We start from the raw sequence: 22,446 nt of genomic DNA, 5'->3' as shown, positions 1-22,446 counted from the left end.
TAGCCTGCGAGGCTATAGGCCAGCGTCGGCAGCCCGAGCAGCGCCTGGCCCGCTATCAGCACACGTTTGTAACCAAAGCGCCGCAGTATCGCGGGCATGGCGACCTGCACCCCCACGGTGGAAAGCATGAAAGCCGCCGTCGCCAGCCCGGCCTCCGAGCTCCGGCCACCGGAGCTCTCGGTGTACAGGGGCACCACGGAGAGCAGCAGGTAGAAGCCGATCATGGTAAAGAAAGTGCCGAGGAACAGGGCAACGAGAGAGGGGCTCAAAAGCCCCCGGTATCCGGCATACTCCTGACTCACAAGCCTCCTCCCCGCTCCTCGTGCGCCGCCGGATACGTGACACGAGGCAGTCTAAACTCCTTTACCGCGCACCGCCCGGCACCAACCATCACCAACCGGCGCACGATAACGCACGATTAAAGGGGACCCGGCCTCAAGGCCGGGTCCCCTTATCCGATCCGCTAGACCCGCGGGCTCGGACTTTTGGAGTCCCTGGGTATATCCAGGTTATCCGGGCTATTTAGCCTATTTAAACTGTTTAGGCCAGGCCCATCGCCTCATACTCGCGCAGGTAACCCTCGAAGAGCTTGCGGTGACCCTGCTCGTCGCGCAGGACGGCTATTACCATGTCCTGGGTAACGTGGTCCACGCCCTCGGTCTCCTCGATAACGCGGGTGTAGTGCTCGATGGCCCCGGTCTCGGCCGCGATCACGCCCTTTATGACGTGTACCACGTCCACCTGCTCCTCCGGCGGCTGCAGCCCTTTCTGCTCGGCCTTGAAGTCCATCGAACCCGGAACCACACCGTAGAGCTCCTTGATGCGCGAGGCAAACTGCTGGGCGTGCCCGAGTTCCTCCTGAATGTCCTCCTCCAGGGACTCCTTGACCTCCTCGGCCCGCACGCCGTCCGGGTTCACGGAGTTGGTGACGTAGCTCATCACCGTCTCGAGCTCCATGAAGTAAGCCTTCTTCAGAAGATCCACGATCTCCTCGCGCTTACCGGCCATATCGTCCGACAGAATGCCCTGACTCGCCTTGCTGGTCTCCACTTTCGACCTCCTGGTCTATCGCTTGCCCTAATACTAACAGTGAACCGCTACTCGAAACGAATAATCAAGAACAGTTCTTAGTTTTATTCCTAGTCACGTAGTGTAGCACCTCCCGGGTATCTCGCAACCTCTCGCAGGGCTTTTTCGGGGCTCTACACACCCCTCACGACCACCCGTAGACGTGTGCCGCAGAGCTCGCACCGGGGCCGTGCATGAGGGGACCACGCGAGGGAAAGCTTGGCCTATCGGAGGGCTACCGGGGCCATCCAGTAGGTGCCAAGAGGTATAGAGACCGCCAGAAGCGCATGGGGTCCCAGTGGCCCCGCGAACAACCTGGAAAGGAGCTCCGCCGCGCGGCGCGGTATCACGGTCTCCCCGAAACGTCCCGGACGCCGGGGGCGATCCAGGACACGGGCCACAGTTCTGGGAGGGCCAGGGGAGGTTTTTTAGTGGAGCTTGGAGACGGTGCGGGCCTCCTCTGCGGCCTCCAGGCACTCCTCGGCACCGGCGCCGGAGGAGGCGACCACCCCGGCAGAGAATGCCCCCTCGACAAAGGGCGCGTCTACGAGGTGTACCCGGCTCTTCAAGTCTTCGTCCAGCATCTCGAGCACGGTCTCCGCTGACATGACGGCGCTGCCGAGGTCCATGAACAACAGTATCTCCCGGGCCTGGAGGCCCTCGACGGCCTGGCGGATAGCGTCCGGGTCGGTGCCGGTACCGCCCTCCGCGTCGCCGCCGACAGCGGCCAGGGAGACGTCTCCAGCCATCTGGCGTACGAGCTCCACGGTACCCTCGGCGACCTGCTTGCTGTGCGAGATCAAAACCATTCCGACTGCCACGGCTAACCCTCCTGTCCTTCCATCGAGCCGGCTATGGCCTCCAGCAGCAGGTGTGTCGAGGCGGCCCCCGGGTCCACGTGCCCGGCGGACCTCTCGCCGAGATAGCTGGCGCGGCCCTTGGTCGCGGTCATCGGGGCGGTGGACTCTGCCCCTTCTCGGGCGGCGTCCGCGGCGGCCCGGAGGACCTCCGCGACGCCTCTCTCCGCCCCGGCGGCCTCCCGGGCGGCGCGGGCGGCGGGCTCTAAGGCGTCTATCATGGTCTTCTCACCGGGCTCTGCCTTTCCACGCTGCTCGACCCCGGCGAGCGCCGCTTCGAGTGCCGAGGCGGCTTCAGCCGCAGAGACCTCCTCGCCAAGCTCGGAGGAGGCCCGGAGAAAGGCCGTGCCGTAGAGTGGGCCCGCGGAGCCTCCGACTTTGCTTATGAGGGCCGTGGAGACCGCTTTTAGCGCCTCGGCGGGAGATCCGGGCTCTCCCAGGCGTTCGAGGGCGGCCTCGAAGCCCCGGTTCATGTTCGTGCCGTGGTCGGCGTCGCCTATGGCGGCGTCCAGCTGGGTAAGATGCTCGCGGTTCTCCTTCATCGCCGCGGCCATCGCCCGCACGGCGGCCACGGTGCTCTCGGTGGCGCCCAAATCTCTACACCCTCCCTCCGGGTTGAGTTACGAGGTTTATGAAAGTCTAGGGAAGTCTACGAAAATCCATGAAGCGGCGGGCCTTATAGTGGGCCCGCCACGAACCGTCTCCTAGAACCCGAGGATATTGTAGGCCACCGCGCCGATAACGCCGCCGACTATGGGGGCAACCACCGGTATCCAGGAGTAGCCCCAGTCCGAGCCACCCTTGCCGGCTATCGGGAGCACGGCGTGGGCTATACGCGGCCCGAGGTCGCGGGCCGGGTTGATGGCGTAGCCCGTCGGGCCACCGAGTGAGAGCCCGATGGCGAGCACCAGGAAGCCGACGAGCAGCGGCGCTATACCCGTGGAGAAGACGGCGGCGAGGTCCACGCCCCCGGAGGAGCCTATCGCCGTCGCGTTCGCGCCGATGGCAACGACGCCGAAGACGAGCATGGCGGTGCCGATGACCTCGGTAATGAAGTTCGGCACGGTGTTGCGGATACCGGGCGCGGTGCAGAACGCGCCGAGCTTCAGGCCGGCATCCTCGGTGGCCCCCCAGTGATCGTAGTAGGCGAGCCACACCAGCACGGCTCCGGTGAACGCGCCGAGCATCTGGGCCAGTATGTATCCCGGCACCATGGCCCAGTCGAAGGAGCCTATCGAGGCCAGACCCACGGTGACCGCCGGGTTTATGTGGGCGCCGCTAACCCAGCCTACTGAGTAGACCGCCAGGGCCACGGCCAGGCCCCACCCGAAGGTAATGACGATCCAGCCCGCATCCTCCGCCTTGGAGTATCTCAGTAGTACGCCGGCGACCACGCCGTCGCCCAGCAGAACCAGTATCAGGGTGCCGACGAACTCGGCGAGGTATACGCTAAAGTCCACTTCGCGAGACTCCTTTCATCAGGGTTATCAGGATCATAGGGATTCGTAAGCTCGTGTTTGGAACAGACTTAGAACAACCCGCCGGCGGCGACGCTGCACGGGGCTGCGAGGTAGCGTTTCATCTCGTCGTCCAGCTTGAGCAGCGTCACCGAGAATCCGGCCATCTCCAGCGAGGTCATGTACTCGCCGACGTAGGGCGCACCGTGGACGTTTATCCCGTTCTCCGCGAGCACGTCATGGACGCGAGCGTAGGCTACGTATAGCTCCATCAGGGGCGTGCCGCCCATGCCGTTGACCATCACGGCCACGTCTTGACCGCCTGATCCGGAGTAGTCCACGGAGTCGCCGAGCACCTTCTCCAGGAGCATGTCCACGATGCTGTCTGCGGGCTCTATCTTGCGGCGCTCGGTGCCGGGCTCGCCGTGGATGCCGATGCCGAGCTCCATCTCGTCTTCGGCGATGTCGAAGATGGGCTCGCCGCGCTCGGGCGGGACACAGCTCGTGAGCGCCATGCCCATCGAGCGGACGTTCTCGTTTACGCGGGCGGCCAGGGACTTTATCTCCGGGAGGCTCTTGCCGTCGTCGGCGGCGCCGCCGCAGATCTTGTGCACGAGCACCGTCCCGGCAACGCCGCGCCGCCCGGTGGTATGCGTCGAGTCCTCGACCGCCACGTCGTCGTTGATGACGACGTAGTCGGTCTCTATATCTTCGGTTCCGGCGAGCTCTCCGGCCATCTCGAAGTTGAGCACGTCGCCGGTGTAGTTCTTTACGACGTAGAACACTCCCGCTCCGCCGTCCACGGCCTTCGTCGCCTCTAGCACCGGCTCCGGCGAGGGGCTGGTGAAGACTTCCCCGGCGCAGGCGGCGTCGAGCATGCCGGGACCGACGTACCCGGCGTGGGCGGGCTCGTGGCCGGAGCCGCCACCGCTTACGATGGCGACCTTGCCGCTAACGGGCGCGTCGGCGCGCACCGCCACGGTCTGGCCGGAGAGGCGGCGTATGAGGCCGCTCTCTCCGTCGTTTCCGTTTCGCCCGCCGTGGGCCAGCTCCATGCCGCGCAGCATCTCCTCGACCGCCCGGTCGGGGGCGTTCAGGACCTTCTTCATGGCTCTGCTCTTCCTTTCCTGGTTTTCCCTGATTTTCCCGGGTCTACCGGCCGGCTAGGTGAGCGGGGATTCCACGGCCTCGCGGGCCCAGCCCTTGGAGCGTTCCACGGCGCCCGTCCAGCGGCCGTAGAGCCACTCGCGGTCGTCGTCGGACATCTGGGGCTCGTAGCGGCTGGAGAGCCGCCACTTGTCGGCGACGTCCTGGCGGCTCTTCCAGAACCCGGTGGCTATGCCGGCGAGGTAAGCCGCGCCTAGAGCGGTGGTCTCCGTGATGTCGGGGACCTCGACGGGGACGCCGAGGATGTCGGCCTGGAACTGCATCATCCAGGAGTTTGCGGCGGCCCCGCCGTCGGCGCGGAAGCTCGGGAGCTTTATGCCGGAGTCCCGCTCCATGGCGTCTACCGCGTCGCGGGTCTGGTAGGCCATGCTTTCGAGGGCGGCGCGGGCGAGGTGGGCCTTGGTCGTGCCCCGGGTCAGGCCGATGATGGTGCCGCGGGCGTAGGGGTCCCAGTGGGGCGCGCCGAGCCCGACGAGGGCGGGGACGTAGTAGACGCCGCCGTTGTCGTCCACGCTGCGGGCAAGCTCCTCGGTCTCCGAAGCGTCCTTTATGATGCCGAGGCCGTCCCTGAGCCACTGCACCGCAGCGCCCGTGATGAATATCGCGCCCTCCAGTGCGTACTCCACAGGCTCGTCGCCGATGCCCCACGAGATGGTGGTCAGCAGTTCGCCCTCGCTCTTTATGGGCTCCGTGCCCGTGTTCATCAGGGCGAAGGAGCCGGTGCCGTAGGTGTTCTTGGCCATCCCGCGTTCGTAGCAGGCCTCGCCGAAGAGGGCGGCCTGCTGGTCCCCGGCTATACCGGCCACGGGGATCTCGGCCCTGAAGAAGGCCTCCGGGTCGGTGTTGCCGTAGACGTGGCTGGAGGGCTTTACCTCCGGGAGTATCTCGCGCGGCACCTCGAGCATCCCGAGGAGATCGTCGTCCCACTGCAGGTCGAAGATATTGTAGAGCAGCGTGCGGGAGGCGTTGGTGTAGTCGGTGACGTGCTCTCGGCCGCCGGTTAGCTTGTAGACGAGCCAGGAGTCTATGGTGCCGAAGCAGATCTCACCCCGTTCCGCGCGCTCCCGCAGGCCGTCTACGTTGTCTAGCAGCCACTTGACCTTCGAGCCGGAGAAGTAGGCGTCTATGTTGAGCCCGGTCTTCTCGCGGACCATCGGGCCGTAGCCCTGATCGTTGAGGCTGTCGCAAAGCTCCGCGCCCCGGCGGTCCTGCCATACGATGGCGTGGTGTACGGGCTCGCCGGTGGACCGGTCCCACATCACGGCGGTCTCGCGCTGGTTGGTTATGCCTATGGCTTCGAGCTCCTTGCTGGCGGAGATGTTCGCGTCGCCGAGCGCGGTGCCGATGCAGCGCAGGGTGACGCTCCAGATCTCGTTCGCGTCGTGCTCGACCCAGCCCGGCTTCGGGTAGTGCTGCGTGAACTCCGAGTAGGAGCGTCCGACGACCTCGCCGTCGTGGTTGAACACGAGCACCGTGGTCCCCGTCGTGCCCTGATCTATAGCCAGTATGTGTGTACCCGCCATTTGGCTTCCCCTTCCCTTTTTTCTCTTTTCCCTCTTTTTCCTGTTACTTTCCCATTACCCTGCGCCCCACACGGCGGGCCGATTACAGAACCCGCAGGAGCCCATAAAGCTCATAAGAGCCTAGCGGAGCCTCATCGCATCGTCCCCCCTCTCCCTCACGGAGCTACGCAAAAGCCCCGCACGGGCAGACCAGATAGACCGTCCGATCACCGGACGAGCCCAGGGTCTTCGTGCGGGGCTTTATCTCTTTGGTCTCTTCACCCCGACCAAGCTTCTGCATCTTTCGTTGTCCGGAAGCATGGTAGCGAGCGGAGGTAGGCGAGTCAAATGAGTCAAAAACCGCCGGAGGCGGGGGCGGTGTGTAACGCTCCCGGCTATCCACGGCTCTCGTAATACTCGTAACCCCGGTAACCACAGTAACGGCAGAAACCGCAGAGGCCCCTGTCACTGGTGGAGACACAGGAGACCCCCGGGGCGAGCAGGGAAGAGACTTTCCGGGCCAGCTCGATGATCCGGCGGCGGGTCGGGGTCACACTCTCCACGTGCCAGGAGAGAAAGCGCAATCCGGGCGCTTCAGACGATATCCCGCTCGTGAGATCCACGTTGGCGTAGACCGGGGGCCGCCTCCATCCCTGGAGCCTCTCCAACAGCTCGAAGGCGTCTCCGCCGAGCACGACGACCGAGGCATGGTCCCCGGCCCCCTCCTCTACGGACTCTACGGGCTCTTTGTACGCCTCACTCACGGTGCATCCGCCACTCGCATGATCCACCCGGCGCGCCACGAATAAACAGGGCTCTCAGCATCAGAAGTCTCCTTCTCTAAAATCCTCTCTAGAATCGTGATCCAGCCTCCACCGTCACCCCTTGCGCCTCCGTGGACCATCACACCAGAGAACCATGAAGAGAGCCACTAGCCTCCAACTCCTCACAGCGTTATGTTACTTTATTAACCTATTCAATAATGAAACCCGTGTCAAGTTCGGCCGTTTCCAGAAGCGGTATACGAGCAGGCCGGGACGGAGCTTTCGAGAGGGCGTGCTAACATATACGACGTTGCGGTTCGGTACGTTTAGCGGGGCCTGACCAGGCATATAAGCCACGGACGAGGTTGCCCGGGTTCCGTGTATGGCGCGAAGTTTGGAGGAGAGCGGAGCTTTGAGAGGCAGGCGTAACGTACGTAGGGCGGGTGTTATAGCCCTGGGGGCGATCTCCCTGGCGCTGGTCGGGTGCGGATCGTCGCAGGACGAGGAGGCGCTGTCGGTTGGTTTGATCCCGAACCAGAACCCCGAGGAGGTACAGGCCCAGTACCAGCCGCTGGAGGAGTACCTCTCGGGGGAGCTGGACCGGCCCGTGGAGCTGGAGGTCCCCACCAGCTATAACGCCGTGGTCGAGGCGATGACCTCGGGGGAGTTGGATCTCGCCTACTTCGGCGGTCTCACGTATGCGCAGGCCCGCGAGCGCGCTGACATCAGCCCGCTGGTCACCGAGATCAACCCCAGAACCGGCGACACCAAATACCGCTCCGCGATCATCGCCCCGGCAAACGGCGAGGTGGAAGAGGTGGAGGACATCGAAGGCAAGGACTTCGCCTTCGGCAGCGCCTCCTCGACCTCGGGCTCACTTTACCCCTCGATAATGCTCGATGAGGCCGGTGTGGACTACCGGACGGACCTCGGCGAGTACACCTACACCGGCGGCCACGACGCCACCGCCCAGGCCGTCGCCAACGAACGCGTGGCCGCGGGTGGTCTGGAGTACCGCATCCTGCTGGACCTCGTCGAGCAGGGCACCATAGACGAGGACTCCTACCGGGTTATACAGACCATCCTGGTGGAAGGCTACCCGTGGGTGGTGCGCGACGATCTGCCCGAAAACCTAAGGGAAGAGGTCGCCCAAGCATACCTGGATCTCGAAGACCCGGAGCTCCTGGACCTTCTCCGGGCCCAGGGCTACGAGAGGGTAGAGCCCGGCGACTACGACGAGGTGGAAGAGCAGGCCCGGGAGCTGGACCTTCTCACCCCCACGGAGTAGCGGCTCCTTGAACGAGGCACCGGGCAATAGTTCAAGGGTTTCCAAGAGTTCCAGGGACTCCCTCGGGTTCGAGCTGGACGACGCCACCGTGTCCTACGGCGGCGCCCCCGCCCTCAAACACGTAAGCCTCTCCGTAAAGCCTGGCGAGAGGCTGGCCGTGATCGGGGCCTCCGGCGCGGGCAAGTCCACCCTGTTCAGGCTCCTGACCCGCGGCGTCGCCCTGGGTAGCGGACGGGTGACCATCGGCGGCGACGACCTCTTCGGCCTCTCCTGGCGCGAGCTAAAGGAGTTGAGGAGCCGTGTCGGTGTCGTGCGTCAGGCATACAATCTCGTGCCCCAGCTCCCCGTCGGGGTGAACGCCGGCCTCGGGGAGGTCGGGAGTATCGGCGGGTGGCGGGCCCTGAAGATGCTGGCCGCCGGGCCGGACGCCGGCCTCGCCTCCCGGGTCCGGGAGGCGCTAGAGCGTCTCGGGCTCCTGGAGCTGGCGCGCTCACGGACCTCGGACATCTCGGGCGGTCAGCAGCAGCGGGTCGCGGTGGCGCGGCTGCTCGTGCAGCGTCCGGGTCTGGTGCTCGCCGACGAGCCGTTCGCCGCGGTGGACCCGCAGACCACCGAGCGGGTGCTGGAGGCCGTCGCGGAGCTTAACGGGGAAGGCTCGACGCTCGTGGTAAACCTGCACGACGTGGAGCTGGCCCGGCGCTTCCCGCGCATAGTGGCCCTGCGGGAAGGCCGGCTCTTCTACGACGGCGGGCCGGAGGGTCTGACGGACGAGAGGCTCGCCGGGGTCTACTCCGGCGACCCGTACCACCCGAGCCCACACCCCGAAGCCCCGGACGGCACGGGGCCCCGGGGCGTATCACCCCGCGTTACCGGAGGACAAGATGGCGTCACCTCGCACTGAACGGAGACCATCGGTCTCTAAAACCCCGCAGATAGGCGGCGCACTCCCCAGGGTCTCGTGGAAGACGAGCCTCGCCGTGCTCGTGATCCTGGGACTCACCGGCTGGAGCGGGCTCGGGGTCGGTTTCGACCTCCTGGATCTCCTCTCCGGGGCGCAGCCGGTCCAGAGCTTCGTCTCCGAGATGTTCCCGCCCGACCTCTCGGCGTCAACCCTCCAGACCACGTTTACCGGCGTCGTGGAAACCTTCCAGATGGCCTTCCTGGGAGCCCTGATTGGGGCCGTCGTCGCCTTCCCGCTCGCCGCCCTCGGCACCCGCGAGGCGTCCACGGTCGGGGCGAGCCGCGCCCGGCGACTCGCGCTCGCCGTGCCGTATCACGCCGCCCGGCTGCTCACGAACGTGTTCCGTTCGGTGCCGGACATCCTGTGGGCGCTCGTGTTCGTCGTGGCGCTCGGGCTAGGGCCATTTCCGGGGATGCTCGCGCTCGCCGTACACTCCGCCGGGGTGCTCGGCAAGCTCTACAGCGAGACGCTCGAAGCCGTTCCGGAACGTCCGGTGGAGGCGCTGCACGAGACCGGTGCGAGTGGGTTCGGGGCGTTTATCTTCGGCAGGATGCCCCAGGCGATGGCGAGCGTCACCTCGCTCTCGCTGTACCAGTGGGAGTGCAACCTGCGCTCGGCCACTATCCTGGGCTTCGTCGGCGCGGGCGGGATCGGGCAGGAGATCCTGGTCTCCATGCAGCTCTTCGACTACCCGAAAGTCGCCACCCTCGTCGGGGCCACGATCATCGTCGTCCTCATAGTGGACCGATTCTCCGCCGCCCTCCGATCGCGGCTGGTTAATTAACCTCTACCAACGACCCCGCCGGGACTCGCGCAGCCGTTCCCGATAGCGCAGCCGCTCCTCGGGGCCCATCACGCCGCCCGAGAGAGCGACGTACAGGTACATCACGGCCACGACCGCGACACAAAAGGCGAGTAACATGAGGCCGAGCGAGAGGAACGCTAGCCGTCCGAGCTCCTGTGGGTCGAATATGGTAGCCACCACGCAGAGCCCCAGGGGCGGCCCGGCGAATCTACCCACCTTGAGCGCATCCCACGCCGCCAACTCCCGGTGGCTCAGAAAGCGCCGGGGCCCGCCTTTCTCGTCCTTCTTGTAGAGCCACTCTCTCACTTCAAAGCTATGCTACCCGAGGGCCGCACCCGGAGATACACCGCGCCGATCTCCGCACCGTTATACTCCTGTCAGGGAAAGGTAGCTAATCCGAGGAGGTTCCAGGATGAGCATCGCGGAGTACAGGGAGTTCCACCGGCGTTCCGTCGAGGAGCCGGAGGCATTCTGGGCGGAGAAGGCCCGGCTCATAGACTGGCAAAAGGAGTGGGACGAGGTGCTGGACTTCTCGAGCCCGCCGTTCGCTAGATGGTTCGTCGGGGGCGAGACGAACCTCTGCTACAACATGGTAGACCGGCACCTTTCGGAGAGGTCCGATCAGGCCGCCCTAGTCTACGTCTCCACCGAGACCGGAGAGCGGGAGACCTACACCTACCGCGAGCTGTACGACGAGGTAAACGCCTTCGCCGCCGCGCTACGGGGTCTCGGTGTCGGGCGCGGGGACCGGGTCGTGATCTACATGCCAATGATGGCCGAGGCGCTCTTCGCCATGCTGGCCTGCGTGAGGCTCGGGGCCATACACTCCGTAGTCTTCGGCGGCTTCGCGGCACCCAACCTCGCTTCCCGCATAGACGACGCCCGCCCGAAGGCGCTCGTCACCGCCGACGCCGGGAGCCGGGGCGGGAACGTGATCCCCTACAAGCCACTCGTGGACGAGGCGCTCGAAACCGCCGAGCACCCGCCCCCGAGCGTCGTGATCCGCAACCGCGGCCTCGACCCGGACATGAACGTCGTCGAGGGCCGGGACCTGGACTACGCCACTCTAAGAAAAGAGCACTGGGGTGCGGAGGTCCCGGTCGAGTGGGTGGAGTCCAGTGAGCCGAGCTACATCCTGTACACCTCCGGCACGACCGGCACGCCGAAGGGCATCCAGCGCGACACCGGGGGCTACGCCGTCGCCCTCGCGGCCTCGATGCGGGACGTCTTCGACTCCGAGCCCGGCGAGACGATGTTCACCGCCTCGGACATCGGCTGGGTCGTGGGCCACTCCTACATCGTGTACGCGCCGCTACTCCACGGCATGACGACCGTGGTGTACGAAGGTCTCCCCACCCGTCCAGACCCCGGCGTGTGGTGGAGCATCGTCGAGGAGTACGGCGTAAACACGATGTTCACCTCGCCGACCGCGATCCGGGCCCTTAGAAAACAGGACCCCGAGTACATGCAGCGTCACGACACTTCCAGCTTGCGCAAGCTGTACCTCGCCGGCGAGCCGCTCGACGAGCCGACCTCCCGCTGGGCAGCCGAGAGCCTCGGCGTGAGCATCCGGGACAACTACTGGCAGACCGAGACCGGGTGGCCGATCCTCTCCAGCATGCTCCCCGGCCTCGAGGATGGCCCCTTGAAGCCGGGCTCGGCGGGCTTCGCCTGCGCCGGCTACGATCTGCGGCTCCTGGAGGAGGGCACGGGAGAGGAGGTCGGCCCGGACGAGCGCGGGGTGCTGACCATCGTCCCTCCCCTGCCCCCCGGCTGCATGAGCACGATCTGGGGCGACGACCAGCGGTTCGTCGAGACCTACTTCCGGGACTTTCCGCAGGAGGTCTACTCCACCTTCGACTGGGGCACCCGCGACGAGGAGGGCCACTACTTTATCCTGGGCCGCTCGGACGACGTGATCAATGTCGCCGGCCACCGGCTAGGGACGCGGGAGATCGAGGAGGCCATAAGCGATCACCCCGACGTGGCCGAGGCCGCCGCCGTCGGCGTGAAGGACGAGTACAAGGGTCAGGTGGTCCTCGCCTACGTCGTCGCCGGCGACCCGGAGAGCGCGGGCCCCGAGCTGGAGCAGTCCGTAAAGGACATCGTGGACAAACAGGTCGGCGCGATAGCCCGGCCCGCCTCGGTACACTTCGTCGAGGCCCTGCCGAAGACCCGCTCAGGCAAGATGCTCCGGCGCGGCATACAGGCTCTCGCCGAGAGCCGCGACCCCGGCGACCTCTCCACCTTGGAAGACCCCTCGGCACTCGAAAGCGTCCGAGCCTCCTCGGAAGGGTGAGGCGGCCGGGACCAGACGTTTAGCGGGTTGGTTATAATGTCCTGAGTCTCTTTTGTCCGGCTTCTGGAGGTCCCCATGCCGAGCGCGGCGGGCCTAACTTCGAGGTGGATGGCCGCGGCCCGGGCGCGGGAGAGCGCGCGGGCCGACCGGCTCTTCGACGACCCGCTGGCCGCCGACTTCGCCGGACCCGAAGGCTTCGCGTGGCTGAGGACGATGGACCTCGCGGCCACCACCCTCGGCGCGGGTCCGGGGCTGTTCTCGGTGGTGCGGACCCGCTTCTACGACGAGTTTCTAGCCCGCGCTGTGCGTCAAAGCGGGGCGCGCCAGATCGTATTGCTGGCCGCCGGTATGGACGCCCGCGCCTTTCGGCTGGAGTGGCCGGCCGGCACCCGACTGTACGAGCTCGACCTGCCAGAGGTCCTGGAGCTCAAGGAGGAGTTACTCACCCACAAAAAGCCCCCCGGGAACTGTAAGCGCCGCCCGGTAGGCGTAGACCTGTCCGGCGGGGGGTGGCCGCGAGCCCTGAACGAGGCCGGACACGATCCGGAGGAGCCCTCGGTGTGGCTCGCGGAAGGCTTCTTCCTGTACCTGCGGCGAGCCGAGGTACACGCCCTGCTCGACAGGGTGGGCACCCTCTCCGCGCCCGGCAGCCGGCTCGGAGCCGACTTCATCAACCGAGACTTCCTCTTCTCGCCTGTGGCGTGGCCCCTGCTGGAGTCGTTCTCGCGGCTGGGCTCGCCGCTGCGCTTCGGCACGAACGATCCCGAATCCCTGCTCGCCGGGCACGGCTGGCGCGCCCGGGCCGTCCAGCCCGGTGAGCCCGGTGCTAGCTACGGTCGCTGGCCTTACCCGGTCCCGCCTAGAGGCCTGCCCGGGCTCCCTCGCAGCTTCTTGCTTACCGCCCGGCGAGAGACCGGAGATGCATAGCGGTATCTACCGTGCGCAGGTGCGGAAGCCGACGAAGGTATCCCGGCGGTCCGGCATGTAGAAGTTGCGCCAGGTGTTGCGGAGCATCCTGGACCGGGTAGCCCAGCAGCCGCCGCGCAGCACCATGTGGTCTCCGAACCAGGGCTCCGAGTACTCCTTGTACGGGTCCCGCTCGTAGCCGGGGTAGGGCTGGAACACGTCCGAGCACCACTCCCACACGTTGCCCAGCATCTGGCGCACCCCGAAGGCGCTCTCGCCCTCGGGGAATGCTGCCACGTCCACCGTCCCCATCAGGATGCCGTCCAGGTTCGCCCGCCGGTCTCCGGGAACCGGCGGCTTGTCGCCCCAGGGATAGAGCCGCTTGCGGGAGGAGATTCCGCCGTCTGGAGCGGGCTCTGCCGCCGCTGCCAGCTCCCACTCGGCCTCGGTCGGCAGCCGCCGGCCGGCCCAGTTGCAGTAGGCCTCGGCCTCGTGGTAGCCGACGTGGATCACGGCGGCGTTCTCCGGTATCGGCTCCAGGCGGTCGAAGTGCCGCCGGTGCCACTCGCCGTCTCCGGTGCCGCGCTTCTCCCAGTACAGGGGACGCTCGATCCCGTTCTCCTCGCGCCAGCGCCACCCCGCCTCGCTCCACAGCCCGGGCTTCTCGTACCCGCCGCTCTCGACGAACTCCGCGAACTGGCCGTAGGTTACCTGGCCCCGAGCCATCTTGAACGGGGCGACCTGTACGGGATGGGCCCACTTCTCGTTGTCGAACACGAAGGGGACCTCGCCGCGCTCGACCGAGCCAGGGTCGGCCCCGAGCATGAACTCGCCGCCGGGTATCTCGGCGTCGCCCGGGAGCGGCCCCGTGGGCTGGCCGTCCAGCGCGTGCGGGTCGTAGTCGGAGAGCTCCGGCGCGGGCAGGCCGTGGGTGTGCCGGGTGTAGGTGAACGCCTCGGCGTGCATGTCCTCGTGGAAGGTGGCGAGCCGGGAGTAGTAGGAGAGCTCGGGGCCACCCTCCCGGTCCAGACGGTCCAGGGTGCGGTCGAGGACGTTCTGCATGTAATCGTGGGTCCCGGACGTGGAGAGCAGGTCCGCCCCCCAGCGTGAGTCGTGGTCTATCTCGGCGGAGTTGTAGATCTCGTCCGGCCGCTCCAGGAACTCGGAGCCCGAGAACTCGTCGCGGGTGCCGTCGCGGCGGCGGAGGTTCCAGTACTCCTGGAACCAGGCCAGGTGCCCTATCTCCCACAAGGGCGGGTTCACTATCTTGAGCTGCGGCCCCATCATCTGCTCTTCGTCGAGGTCGCCGACCAGCTCCAGCGTGCGCCGGCGCGAGTCGCGCAGCATGTCCTCTACGTTCCCCGTGTCCTCGCGGGCCCCGTGTCTATCCTGCATCACGCCCCCTCTGGCTCTTTGTATCTTCTAGTATCCGGCATCTTCCGAAAGCCTCCTGAAACTGGAATACTAACGCAAACCACCGCAAAATCCGTATGCTTACGCTTACGCCCCGGCACGCGAAGACGCGCCGAATGAGAACAGAGTGAGAGGCAGGATGAGAGTCGAGATCGTAACCCCGAAAGGCCGGGCCTCCGGTAGCGGCAACTGGACGACGGCCGACCGTTGGGCGCGCCTGCTGCGCGACTCGGGCCACGAGGTCTCCGTTTCGGATTCCTGGCGGGACGAAGAGGCGGGGCTCCTGATCGCGCTCCACGCCCGCCGCAGCCACGAGTCCGTCGCCCGCTTCGCCGCCGCCCACCCGGACCGGCCTCTCGTGGTGGCCCTGACCGGCACCGACCTGTACCGCGACATCCACGAGGACGCCGATGCCCGGGAGTCCCTGGATCTGGCCTGGCGCCTGATCGTGCTACAGGAGCGTGGCCCACACTCCCTCCCCCGTCGTCACCGGGACAAGACCCGCGTCATCTACCAGTCCGCCCCGGCCACCGCGCGCGAGCCCTCCGGCACCCGTGACGCCCCTGATTTCACGGCCTGCGTGATAGGAAACCTGCGCCCGGAGAAGGACCCTTTCCGGGCCGTCCTGGCCGCCCGGCTCGTGCCGGAGCAGTCCCGGCTGCGAGTGCTGCACGCCGGAGGGGCGGACGACGCCCACGCGGCCGAGGCCCGCAGGCACGAGGGCCTCAGCCCGCGCTACCGTTGGCTGGGGCGGCTCGGGCCCGGGGAAGCACGCGGGCTCCTGGCACGCTCGCACGTGCTGGTGCAGAGCTCCGGGCTGGAAGGCGGGGCGAACGCGGTCGGAGAGGCTATGGCCGCCGGTCTGCCGGTGCTCGCCTCGGAGATACCCGGCAACGTCGGGATGCTGGGCCGGGGTTATCCCGGCTACTATCCCGCAAGCGACGAGCGGGATCCCGCAAGCGACGAGCGGGCGCTCGCGCGCCTGCTGTGGCGCGCAGAGTCCGACGCGGGGTTCTACGCGGAGCTCGAGCGCCACGTGCGGGATCGGGCGTACCTTTTCGAGCCCGACCGGGAGCGCGCGGCGCTCGCGGCGCTCGTCGAAGAGCTGTCCGCAGAGAAGCTGGCGGTGGAGGCCGGGTCCACAACGGACGAGGCGCGTTATACTCGACCCATGGATGAGAGAACCAGGATCAGGCTAACCAAATACTCCACCAAGGCCGGTTGAGCGTCCAAGTTTTCTCCAGGGGCCCTGGAGGACGTTCTGGAAGGAATAAGCGACCCGGTTCGGGATGACGGCTCGGTAAGCGGCATGGGGACCCGTGACGACGCGGGCTTCATACCGTTTGGCGGAGGTCTTTTGCTCCAGTCCGCCGACTTCTTCACCCCGATAGTCGACGACCCGTACCGTTTCGGCCAGATCGCTGCCGCCAATGCCCTCTCCGACATCTACGCGATGGGCGGCGAGGCATTGACGGCGATGAACCTGGTCGGCTTCCCGGCTTCGCTGGATCTCTCGGTGCTCGGCGAGATCTTAGAAGGCGGCCGCTCCAAGATAGATGAGGCCGGCGCCCGGCTACTCGGCGGGCACTCCGTAAAGGACGACGAGCCCAAGTACGGCCTCTCCGTGACCGGCTTCGTCGAGACCGACCGGGTGGTAAGAAACGCCGGGGCCGCCGAGGGCGACGCCCTGGTCCTCACCAAGCCCCTGGGCATCGGGATACTCACGACCGCGCTCAAGCGCGAGCTCGTCTCCGACGCCGAGATAGAGGAGGCCGTGGAGTGGGCCGCACGCCTCAACCGATCCGCCGCAGAAGCCATGCAAAGCGCCGGGGTCTCCGCCGCCACCGACGTGACCGGCTACGGTCTGCTCGGCCACCTCTCGGAGATGCTCGACGCCAGCTCGGCGGGGGCGGTACTGAGGCTATCGGAGACCCCGATCCTGGAGCGGGCGAAGAGGCTCGCCGCCGAAGGCGTCTACCCCGGTGGCCTCAAGGATAACCGGGAGCACCTCTCGGGCTCCGTACGGGCCGACGGCGTCTCCGAGGAGGAGTTGCTCCCCCTCTTCGACACCCAGACCAGCGGGGGGCTCCTGATCTCGGCCCCACAGAGCAGCCTGCCGCCGCTACTGGACGCCCTGCGGGCCAGCGGCGATCTCGCCACAGTCATAGGAGAGGTCACTACCGGGAGTGGCGTCACGGTAACCTCCTAACCCCCCGGAGACCCGCCGCTTCCCGAGCCAAGACGATAGAGCCCCCGTTGGAGTTCGTTTCCACGGGGGCTCTGATTATGCGTGTACCTCCTTTAGTAAGGCTGCACCGCCGTGGCCGCGTTTACCACGCCATGCCCGTAGTAGTTATCCCTACCCTGGGGCCCGATGTCCCGGGCCCGGCTCCTCAGCCTGTACGAGACCTGCTTAGCATTGAAGTCGAACTTGCCCATGCTCAGGGCCGCAGCGGAAGCAACCAGGGGCGAGGCGAAGCTAGTACCGTTGGCATACCTGTACGTCCCGTTTCTCCTGAGAGTCATAACATTCCTACCGGTGGCGGCGAGATCCACGTACGGACCGTAGCTTGAGAAACTGGTGCGTTTGTCATAGATGTTAACGGCAGAGACACCGAGAGCACCCGGGCAGGCCGCGGGGTAGACGGCTCTCTCGTAACCTCCAGAGTTACCGGCCGCCGCTACCACGAGCGTACCGGACCTGTAGAGGCTTTTCGCCGTGTCGCAGAGCGCCTTCGAGTAATTGTAGCTCTCGAAGCTCATGTTCACCACTCTCGCGTTTTTGTTGCGGGCCCACTTCATGCCCCTGACCAGCGTGGAGTAGTAGGCGAAGTCGTTCTGGTTCGACACCTTGCCACAGAGTATCTTCGTGCGCCACGCCCCACTAGCCATGCCGCCACGGTCGTTGGTCCGGGCCCCGAGGATAGAGGCCACCCGCGTACCGTGGCCGGAGTCGTCGTAGGCGTAGGGGTCTCCGTTGAAAAAGTCGTAATCCCGAATGATTTGTCGCTTGAGATCCCGGACCTTGTTACAGCCCGAGTCCAGAACGGCAGCGTGCACGGGGTGACCGCGAGCCCTGTCGTAGCCCCGCGCCCTGTCCCACGCCCTCGAAAATCTGAGATGCCCGGACAACTCGTACTGCTTGCCCTGCCGGTAGAAGTAGTCGTTTACGTTCGTGTTGGCCGCCTTGACCTTGTAGTCATACTCCACGCTCTCGACGCCCGGCCTCTTCTCAAGGCCCTTCTTGGCTTTTCCGAGGTTGGCTCGTTCGGGGAGCTTCAGTATGGCCAGGTTCGCGGTCTTTACTCGTTCTGAGACTTCGCCGCCTATGCCCCTGGCGTTAGCGTTCTGGCGGGCCCTGGATACGCCGGCTTCGTAGCTCACCAGCAGGCTACCCGCCTGCACCGGCTTCCCGTCCGGGCCTTTGACCGTCTCCCGCTCCGCGTTATCGTTGCCGGGGGCCGGCTCGGGCTTGGCTGTGTCCTGACTGGCGTCCGGGCCTCCCCCGTTCTTGCTCGCTCCCCAGGCGGGATGTATGACACCCACTACGACCACTGAGGCCGCAAAGACCATAGATGCTAGCAGGACCAAAGCCCTATACCCGACAGCCACTATGTTTCCCCCTCCGGTAGCGTACGGTCCGGTATGCCTCTTCCCCGACACTCACCCCGACCGACTTGGTTCTCTCATAGTAAAGTTTGCCACATTTCCCAGCAAGCATCACCTTCTCGAGTAACCCGCCCGACGCCAGCACCCGCGCACGGCGCCCCCCGGGGCGAAAAGCCTTGCGCGAGCCCTCCCAAAAGCCGCGCAGGTCGAGCACTGCCCACATCCGGTCTACCCGTTACCGGCCTCCGCGAGACCTTTCGTCCGGCCCCAGGGTAGCTTGGGGCGGGTTCGGGTGGAGCTCGTCCTGGGCCCCTGGGTAGAGAGTACGGGTTTGTGGGTAAGTTGAGCAGGTCTTAGAAGGAGCACGCCGGGTTCTAGCCGTAAGGAGGGCTTTGATCCGCTCGTACACGGAAGAGGTTTCACTTACTTGACGAGATCAATGCGATGATCGGGGCAAAATCCTCCCGGGAGGCTCGGGCGCTCTTCGCCGGCATGGCGGGGCTCGGCGTCGCGGCCCTGGGGCTCCTGTTCGTGTACCGGGCCAGGGCCGTATCCATAATCTACGAGGACGCCTTCATCTCCTTCCGTTATGCCAGCAACCTCCTCAGCGGCAACGGGCTGACCTTCAACCCGGACGGAGAGAGGGTAGAGGGGATCACGAACCTCCTGTGGACCCTGTTGCTCGCGGGCGCTTCCCGGGTGAGCGGCGTCTCCCTGCCGGAGGTGTCCCTGTTTCTCGGCGTGCTCTTCGGCGCGCTTACCGTGCTCCTGGTGTTTCTGTGGGGCTACCGGGAGATCTCCGCGGTGTCGTCGGCGCGCCCCGCCACCCTGTTGGGCGCGACCGTGGCTCCGGTACTGCTATGTCTCGCCCCGGGCTTCGCGTTCTACTCCGCATCGGGACTGGAGACGGGACTCTTCGCGCTGCTGCTCACGGGCGGGCTGTATCTTTTGTCCCGGGAAGGACCTCTGGAGGGCCCCGTGCTCGGGAGCGCGCTCCTCGGGCTGGCGGCGATCACACGCCCCGAAGGCGCGCTCGCGCTCGCATTCGGGGTGGCGGGGTGCGCCATGATCCCGAAAAACGCCTCAACCGTACAGAGGCTGCAACGGCTCCTGATAGCCGGGCTGCCCGGCGCGGCCGTTATCCTGTCCTTTACCCTGTGGCGGCTGTACTACTATGGCTCGCTCCTGCCGAACACGGCCTACGCCAAGGCGGGCGGACTGGAGAACGCCGAGAGATGGGGGCTCGACTATCTGATGGACGCGGCGCAGGGCAACTGGTTCGTGATCGCGTGGCTCGTGGCGCTCGCAGGCGCGGCCCTCGACCGGCGTCTTCTAGTCCGTTCCGTGGCCGTGCTGGCCGTGGCCCCCGTGTGGTGCGCGTACGTCGTGTACGTCGGGGGAGACTACATGCCGTTCTACCGGCTGATCGTACCCCTGCTGCCCGTGACCCTGGCTGTGGCGGCCGCCGGGTTCGCCCGGCTCCTGGCCTTCTGGGGGCCGGATAACATGCCTTTCGCGGGGCGGCGGAGGATAGTCGCGGGCGTGCTGGCGGCGGCTCTCGTGTTTCCGTTCGTCGCCCACCTGCCGCAGCAGTTCGAGCTCGAGGAGGCCAAGAAGGCGCAGTGGCAGGAGGACAAGACGGATCGCAAGGAGGTGGTCGCCTGGTTCCGGGAGCACGACCCCGAGGCCGTCGTCGCCGCCAACGGCGTGGGCGTGCTGGGATACTACACGGACCTCACCATCATAGACATGCTCGGCCTCAACGACGGGCACATAGCGCGTCACGGGCAAAAGGAGCCGGAGTTTCTGCCGGGCCACCAGGCGGGCGACGGGGAGTACGTGCTCTCGCGAAAGCCGGACTACATAATGCTCGCCGGCGGCGTGAATCCCCCCTACAAGTTCGTGAGCGTCCGGGAGATCGCACGCTCCCCGGAGTTCCAGGAGGACTACCGCCGCGTGAGCATCACCCTGGAAAGCGGCCAGCGCCTCTCCATGTTCAAACGCGACACGGCCACCGAAAAGGCTCCCGCCCCCCGAGAGCCCGGATACGGATCATGCCCCACGGATGGGCTGACCCACGGTCATCCGGGTCCGGAGGCTCGCGGTAAACTCTGTCTCTGATTTTGACTCCCTTAGATCCCCCGGGAGCGGGAGAGGACAGGCGTCGGAGAGGTTAGAGAGGAGTATCGTGGCTACGGAGCAGAGCGGCGGGACGGTCATCCCCGGGAAATACGCCGACATTCTGGAGAAGGTGGCGTTCGCGAACATCGCGACCATCGGGCCCCACGGCGAGCCGCAGAACAACCCCGTATGGTTCGAGTGGGACGGGGAGCGTTTCAAGTTCAGCCAGACCAAGACCCGCCAGAAGTACGTGAACCTGCAGCGCGACCCGAGGATCGCGGTCTCGATCATAGACCCGGACAACCCCTACCGGTACCTGGAGCTGCGGGGCAAGCTCGTCGAGGTCGAGGAGGACCCGGATAACGCCTTTATAAACAAGATGGCGAAGAAGTACATGGACGCGGACGAGTATCCCTACCATCAGCCCGGAGACGAGCGGATAGTCCTCTACGTCGTACCCGAGCACGCCACCCACATGGGCTAGCCGGAGCTTTTCTCACCGCTGGAGACACTGGAGGAGCATGAGTAGCATGACACAGAGGCCGCAAGGTCTACACCACGTAACAGCCATCGCCGGGAACCCGCAGCGCAACCTGGACTTCTACGAGGGGGTGCTGGGGCTGAGGCTGGTCAAGAAGACCGTCAACTTCGACGACCCGACGACCTACCACCTCTACTACGGCGACGCCGCCGGTAACCCGGGCACCATAATGACGTTCTTCCCGTGGGCCTCGCCCGGTGCACCGCTGGGAAAGAGGGGCCACGGACAGCTCACGGTCACCTCGTTCGCCGTGCCGGAGGGCTCCCTGGACTACTGGGAAAACCGCTTCGCGGAGCGCGGCGTGGATACCAACAGCCCAGGCACCCGCTTCGGCAGCCCGGTGCTGGAGATCCAGGACCCCGACGGCTTCAAGCTGGAGCTGGTCGCGAGCAGAGGCGGCGCGGGCGACGGCGGCCCGGCGGTCGGCGGGGAGGTCTGGGAAGACTCTCCGGTGCCCGAGGAGTATGCGATCTCCTCCTTCGACGGCGTCACGCTCTCCGAGCGCGACGGCGGGCGCACTATATCCGTGCTAACGGACGTGCTTGGCTTCCGGGAGACCGGGGAGGACGATGGCCGGACCCGCCTGGAGGCCGGTGACGGGGGGCCGGGTAACAGGGTGGACATCTTGGAGGACCCGCGAGAGCCCACCGGTAGCATGGGCGTCGGCACAGTGCATCACGTCGCCTTCCGCGTGCCGGACGAGGAGGGCCACCGCGAGCTCCGCGAAGAGCTGGCCGCGCTCGGCTACGGCGTCACCCCGGTAATAGACCGACAGTACTTCAAGGCGATCTACTTCCGCGAGCCCGGCGGGGTGCTATTCGAGATCGCGACCGACCCGCCCGGCTTCGCCACGGACGAGAACCTTTCCGAACTCGGCACGAACCTCAAGCTGCCGCCCCAGCACGAGCCGCGCCGGGCAGAGCTCCAGAGCCACCTCCCCGCGCTAGAGACCCCGGCGGAGGTAAGAAACGGATAAACAAGGAATGAACGAAGAAATGAACGCGAGATGAGCGATAAGATGAGCGCGGAAGAGCCGGGCTTCACGCACCGCTTCGTACCGGGTGAGGATGGGGCCAAGGTCACCCTGCTGGTGCTGCACGGCACCGGGGCCGACGAGAATGACCTCATCCCGCTAGGGCAACGGCTCCTGCCCGGCGCGGCCATACTGAGCCCCCGGGGCAAAGTGCTAGAAGGCGGCGCGCCGCGCTTCTTCCGGCGTATGGCAGAAGGCGTGTTCGACGTGGAGGATTTGCACGCGCGGACCCGGGAGCTCGCGGAGTTCGTAGAGAGGTCCTCAGAACATTACGGTTTCGACCAGAAGAAGATCGTCGCGGTCGGCTACTCAAACGGGGCCAACATAGCGGGCAGCCTGATGCTCTCGTTTCCGGGGATGCTACGGGCGGCGGTGCTGCTGCGCGCGATGGTGCCCTTCGAGCCCGAGCCGGCCCCGGATCTCGCCGGAACCCCGGTCTTCATAGCCTCGGCCACGGCGGACCAGATGATCCCCACGGACCACGCGGAGCGGCTCGGCGGGATGCTCACCGAGGCCGGCGCGGAGGTGGATCAACGCTGGCGGCGGGCCGGCCACGGACTGACCGCACCGGAGGTAGAAGAGGCCCGCGAGTGGTTGGCCAGCGTCGTCGCACGCATGTACGATACGGAAGATACTAGAGAAGGATAACGGAGGC

At 66.2% G+C, this 22,446-nt stretch carries 21 protein-coding genes and 1 pseudogene; 11 read left to right on the top strand and 11 right to left on the bottom strand.

Annotated elements, in window-relative coordinates; genetic code table 11:
• From ABD53_RS14735 to ABD53_RS14700, 8 genes are all read right to left on the bottom strand, one after another.
• Positions 1 to 302: MFS transporter (locus ABD53_RS14735; protein ID WP_160309711.1), on the bottom strand; the 302-nt coding region annotated here is incomplete at its 3' end.
• A gap of 238 nt (positions 303 to 540) precedes the next feature.
• Entirely contained in the window at positions 541 to 1,008 is a 468-nt protein-coding gene (locus ABD53_RS14730) for a ferritin-like domain-containing protein (RefSeq protein WP_047866594.1), read from the bottom strand.
• 488 nt (positions 1,009 to 1,496) lie between these two features.
• On the bottom strand, positions 1,497 to 1,889 hold the full coding sequence (gene dhaM / locus ABD53_RS14725) for a dihydroxyacetone kinase phosphoryl donor subunit DhaM (protein ID WP_200900413.1): 393 nt from the start codon (positions 1,887 to 1,889) through the stop codon (positions 1,497 to 1,499).
• Positions 1,890 to 1,891: 2 nt separating this feature from the next.
• Positions 1,892 to 2,518: a dihydroxyacetone kinase subunit DhaL gene (gene dhaL / locus ABD53_RS14720; RefSeq protein ID WP_047866577.1), complete on the bottom strand. Its 627-nt coding sequence runs from the start codon at positions 2,516 to 2,518 to the stop codon at positions 1,892 to 1,894.
• Positions 2,519 to 2,629: 111 nt separating this feature from the next.
• A complete protein-coding gene (locus ABD53_RS14715) occupies positions 2,630 to 3,385 on the bottom strand; it encodes an MIP/aquaporin family protein (protein ID WP_047866576.1) in 756 nt (251 codons plus the stop codon).
• A 68-nt stretch (positions 3,386 to 3,453) separates the two neighbouring features.
• Positions 3,454 to 4,491, bottom strand: coding sequence for a dihydroxyacetone kinase subunit DhaK (gene dhaK / locus ABD53_RS14710; protein ID WP_047866575.1), 1,038 nt, complete (start codon positions 4,489 to 4,491; stop codon positions 3,454 to 3,456).
• A 54-nt stretch (positions 4,492 to 4,545) separates the two neighbouring features.
• Entirely contained in the window at positions 4,546 to 6,072 is a 1,527-nt protein-coding gene (glpK, locus tag ABD53_RS14705; protein WP_047866574.1) for a glycerol kinase GlpK, read from the bottom strand.
• Positions 6,073 to 6,446: 374 nt separating this feature from the next.
• On the bottom strand, positions 6,447 to 6,815 hold the full coding sequence (locus ABD53_RS14700) for a hypothetical protein (protein ID WP_152670801.1): 369 nt from the start codon (positions 6,813 to 6,815) through the stop codon (positions 6,447 to 6,449).
• Between the two features lie 412 nt (positions 6,816 to 7,227).
• Between ABD53_RS14700 and phnD the strand changes: the two genes are divergently transcribed.
• Genes phnD through phnE form a run of 3 tightly spaced genes read left to right on the top strand, consistent with a single transcriptional unit; the run spans position 7,228 to position 9,848 of the window.
• Positions 7,228 to 8,103, top strand: a complete 876-nt coding sequence (phnD, locus tag ABD53_RS14695) for a phosphate/phosphite/phosphonate ABC transporter substrate-binding protein (RefSeq protein WP_047866572.1) — start codon at positions 7,228 to 7,230, stop codon at positions 8,101 to 8,103.
• Between the two features lie 7 nt (positions 8,104 to 8,110).
• Positions 8,111 to 9,004, top strand: coding sequence for a phosphonate ABC transporter ATP-binding protein (locus ABD53_RS14690; protein ID WP_053058138.1), 894 nt, complete (start codon positions 8,111 to 8,113; stop codon positions 9,002 to 9,004).
• Complete coding sequence (phnE, locus tag ABD53_RS14685) at positions 8,985 to 9,848, top strand: phosphonate ABC transporter, permease protein PhnE (RefSeq protein ID WP_047866571.1); 864 nt, start codon at positions 8,985 to 8,987, stop codon at positions 9,846 to 9,848. The genes ABD53_RS14690 and phnE overlap by 20 nt, the downstream gene beginning before the upstream one ends.
• Positions 9,849 to 9,851: 3 nt before the next feature.
• On the opposite strand, the gene ABD53_RS14680 is transcribed toward phnE, so the two are convergent.
• Entirely contained in the window at positions 9,852 to 10,175 is a 324-nt protein-coding gene (locus tag ABD53_RS14680; RefSeq protein WP_047866570.1) for a hypothetical protein, read from the bottom strand.
• A 106-nt stretch (positions 10,176 to 10,281) separates the two neighbouring features.
• Here ABD53_RS14680 and ABD53_RS14675 point away from each other — a divergent pair, with 106 nt between their 5' ends.
• Complete coding sequence (locus ABD53_RS14675; RefSeq protein WP_047866569.1) at positions 10,282 to 12,168, top strand: propionate--CoA ligase; 1,887 nt, start codon at positions 10,282 to 10,284, stop codon at positions 12,166 to 12,168.
• Positions 12,169 to 12,243: 75 nt separating this feature from the next.
• Positions 12,244 to 13,095, top strand: coding sequence for a class I SAM-dependent methyltransferase (locus tag ABD53_RS14670; RefSeq protein WP_047866568.1), 852 nt, complete (start codon positions 12,244 to 12,246; stop codon positions 13,093 to 13,095).
• 6 nt (positions 13,096 to 13,101) lie between these two features.
• Here the strand turns inward: ABD53_RS14670 and senA are convergent, their stop codons facing one another.
• On the bottom strand, positions 13,102 to 14,469 hold the full coding sequence (gene senA, locus ABD53_RS14665; RefSeq protein WP_200900412.1) for a selenoneine synthase SenA: 1,368 nt from the start codon (positions 14,467 to 14,469) through the stop codon (positions 13,102 to 13,104).
• 157 nt (positions 14,470 to 14,626) lie between these two features.
• On the opposite strand from senA, the gene senB reads away from it, so the two are divergent.
• Both senB and selD read left to right on the top strand, forming a co-directional pair.
• Positions 14,627 to 15,712, top strand: coding sequence for a selenoneine biosynthesis selenosugar synthase SenB (gene senB / locus ABD53_RS14660; RefSeq protein ID WP_152670800.1), 1,086 nt, complete (start codon positions 14,627 to 14,629; stop codon positions 15,710 to 15,712).
• 6 nt (positions 15,713 to 15,718) lie between these two features.
• Positions 15,719 to 16,696 (top strand): annotated as a pseudogene (gene selD, locus ABD53_RS14655) (selenide, water dikinase SelD); the annotation flags it as partial.
• A 92-nt stretch (positions 16,697 to 16,788) separates the two neighbouring features.
• Here selD and ABD53_RS16235 read toward each other — a convergent pair.
• The gene (locus ABD53_RS16235; protein WP_053058136.1) at positions 16,789 to 18,078 is read right to left on the bottom strand and encodes a S8 family peptidase; all 1,290 of its coding nucleotides are present in this window, start codon (positions 18,076 to 18,078) and stop codon (positions 16,789 to 16,791) included.
• A gap of 462 nt (positions 18,079 to 18,540) precedes the next feature.
• On the opposite strand from ABD53_RS16235, the gene ABD53_RS14645 reads away from it, so the two are divergent.
• The 4 genes from ABD53_RS14645 to ABD53_RS14630 all read left to right on the top strand — a co-directional run bounded on the left by ABD53_RS14645 (position 18,541) and on the right by ABD53_RS14630 (position 22,439).
• Complete coding sequence (locus tag ABD53_RS14645; protein WP_047866566.1) at positions 18,541 to 20,217, top strand: hypothetical protein; 1,677 nt, start codon at positions 18,541 to 18,543, stop codon at positions 20,215 to 20,217.
• Between the two features lie 67 nt (positions 20,218 to 20,284).
• Positions 20,285 to 20,701 (top strand): PPOX class F420-dependent oxidoreductase, encoded by a 417-nt coding sequence (locus tag ABD53_RS14640; protein WP_047866565.1) that lies wholly within the window; start codon positions 20,285 to 20,287, stop codon positions 20,699 to 20,701.
• A 46-nt stretch (positions 20,702 to 20,747) separates the two neighbouring features.
• Entirely contained in the window at positions 20,748 to 21,734 is a 987-nt protein-coding gene (locus tag ABD53_RS14635) for a ring-cleaving dioxygenase (protein ID WP_047866564.1), read from the top strand.
• A gap of 42 nt (positions 21,735 to 21,776) precedes the next feature.
• Positions 21,777 to 22,439 (top strand): alpha/beta hydrolase, encoded by a 663-nt coding sequence (locus ABD53_RS14630; protein WP_047866589.1) that lies wholly within the window; start codon positions 21,777 to 21,779, stop codon positions 22,437 to 22,439.
• Positions 22,440 to 22,446: the final 7 nt, after the last annotated feature.

Source organism: Rubrobacter aplysinae, from assembly GCF_001029505.1.
GTDB lineage: Bacteria > Actinomycetota > Rubrobacteria > Rubrobacterales > Rubrobacteraceae > Rubrobacter_A > Rubrobacter_A aplysinae.
The sequence above is the reverse complement of the archived record's forward strand: the minus strand, read 5'-3'. Positions and strand labels throughout refer to the sequence as shown.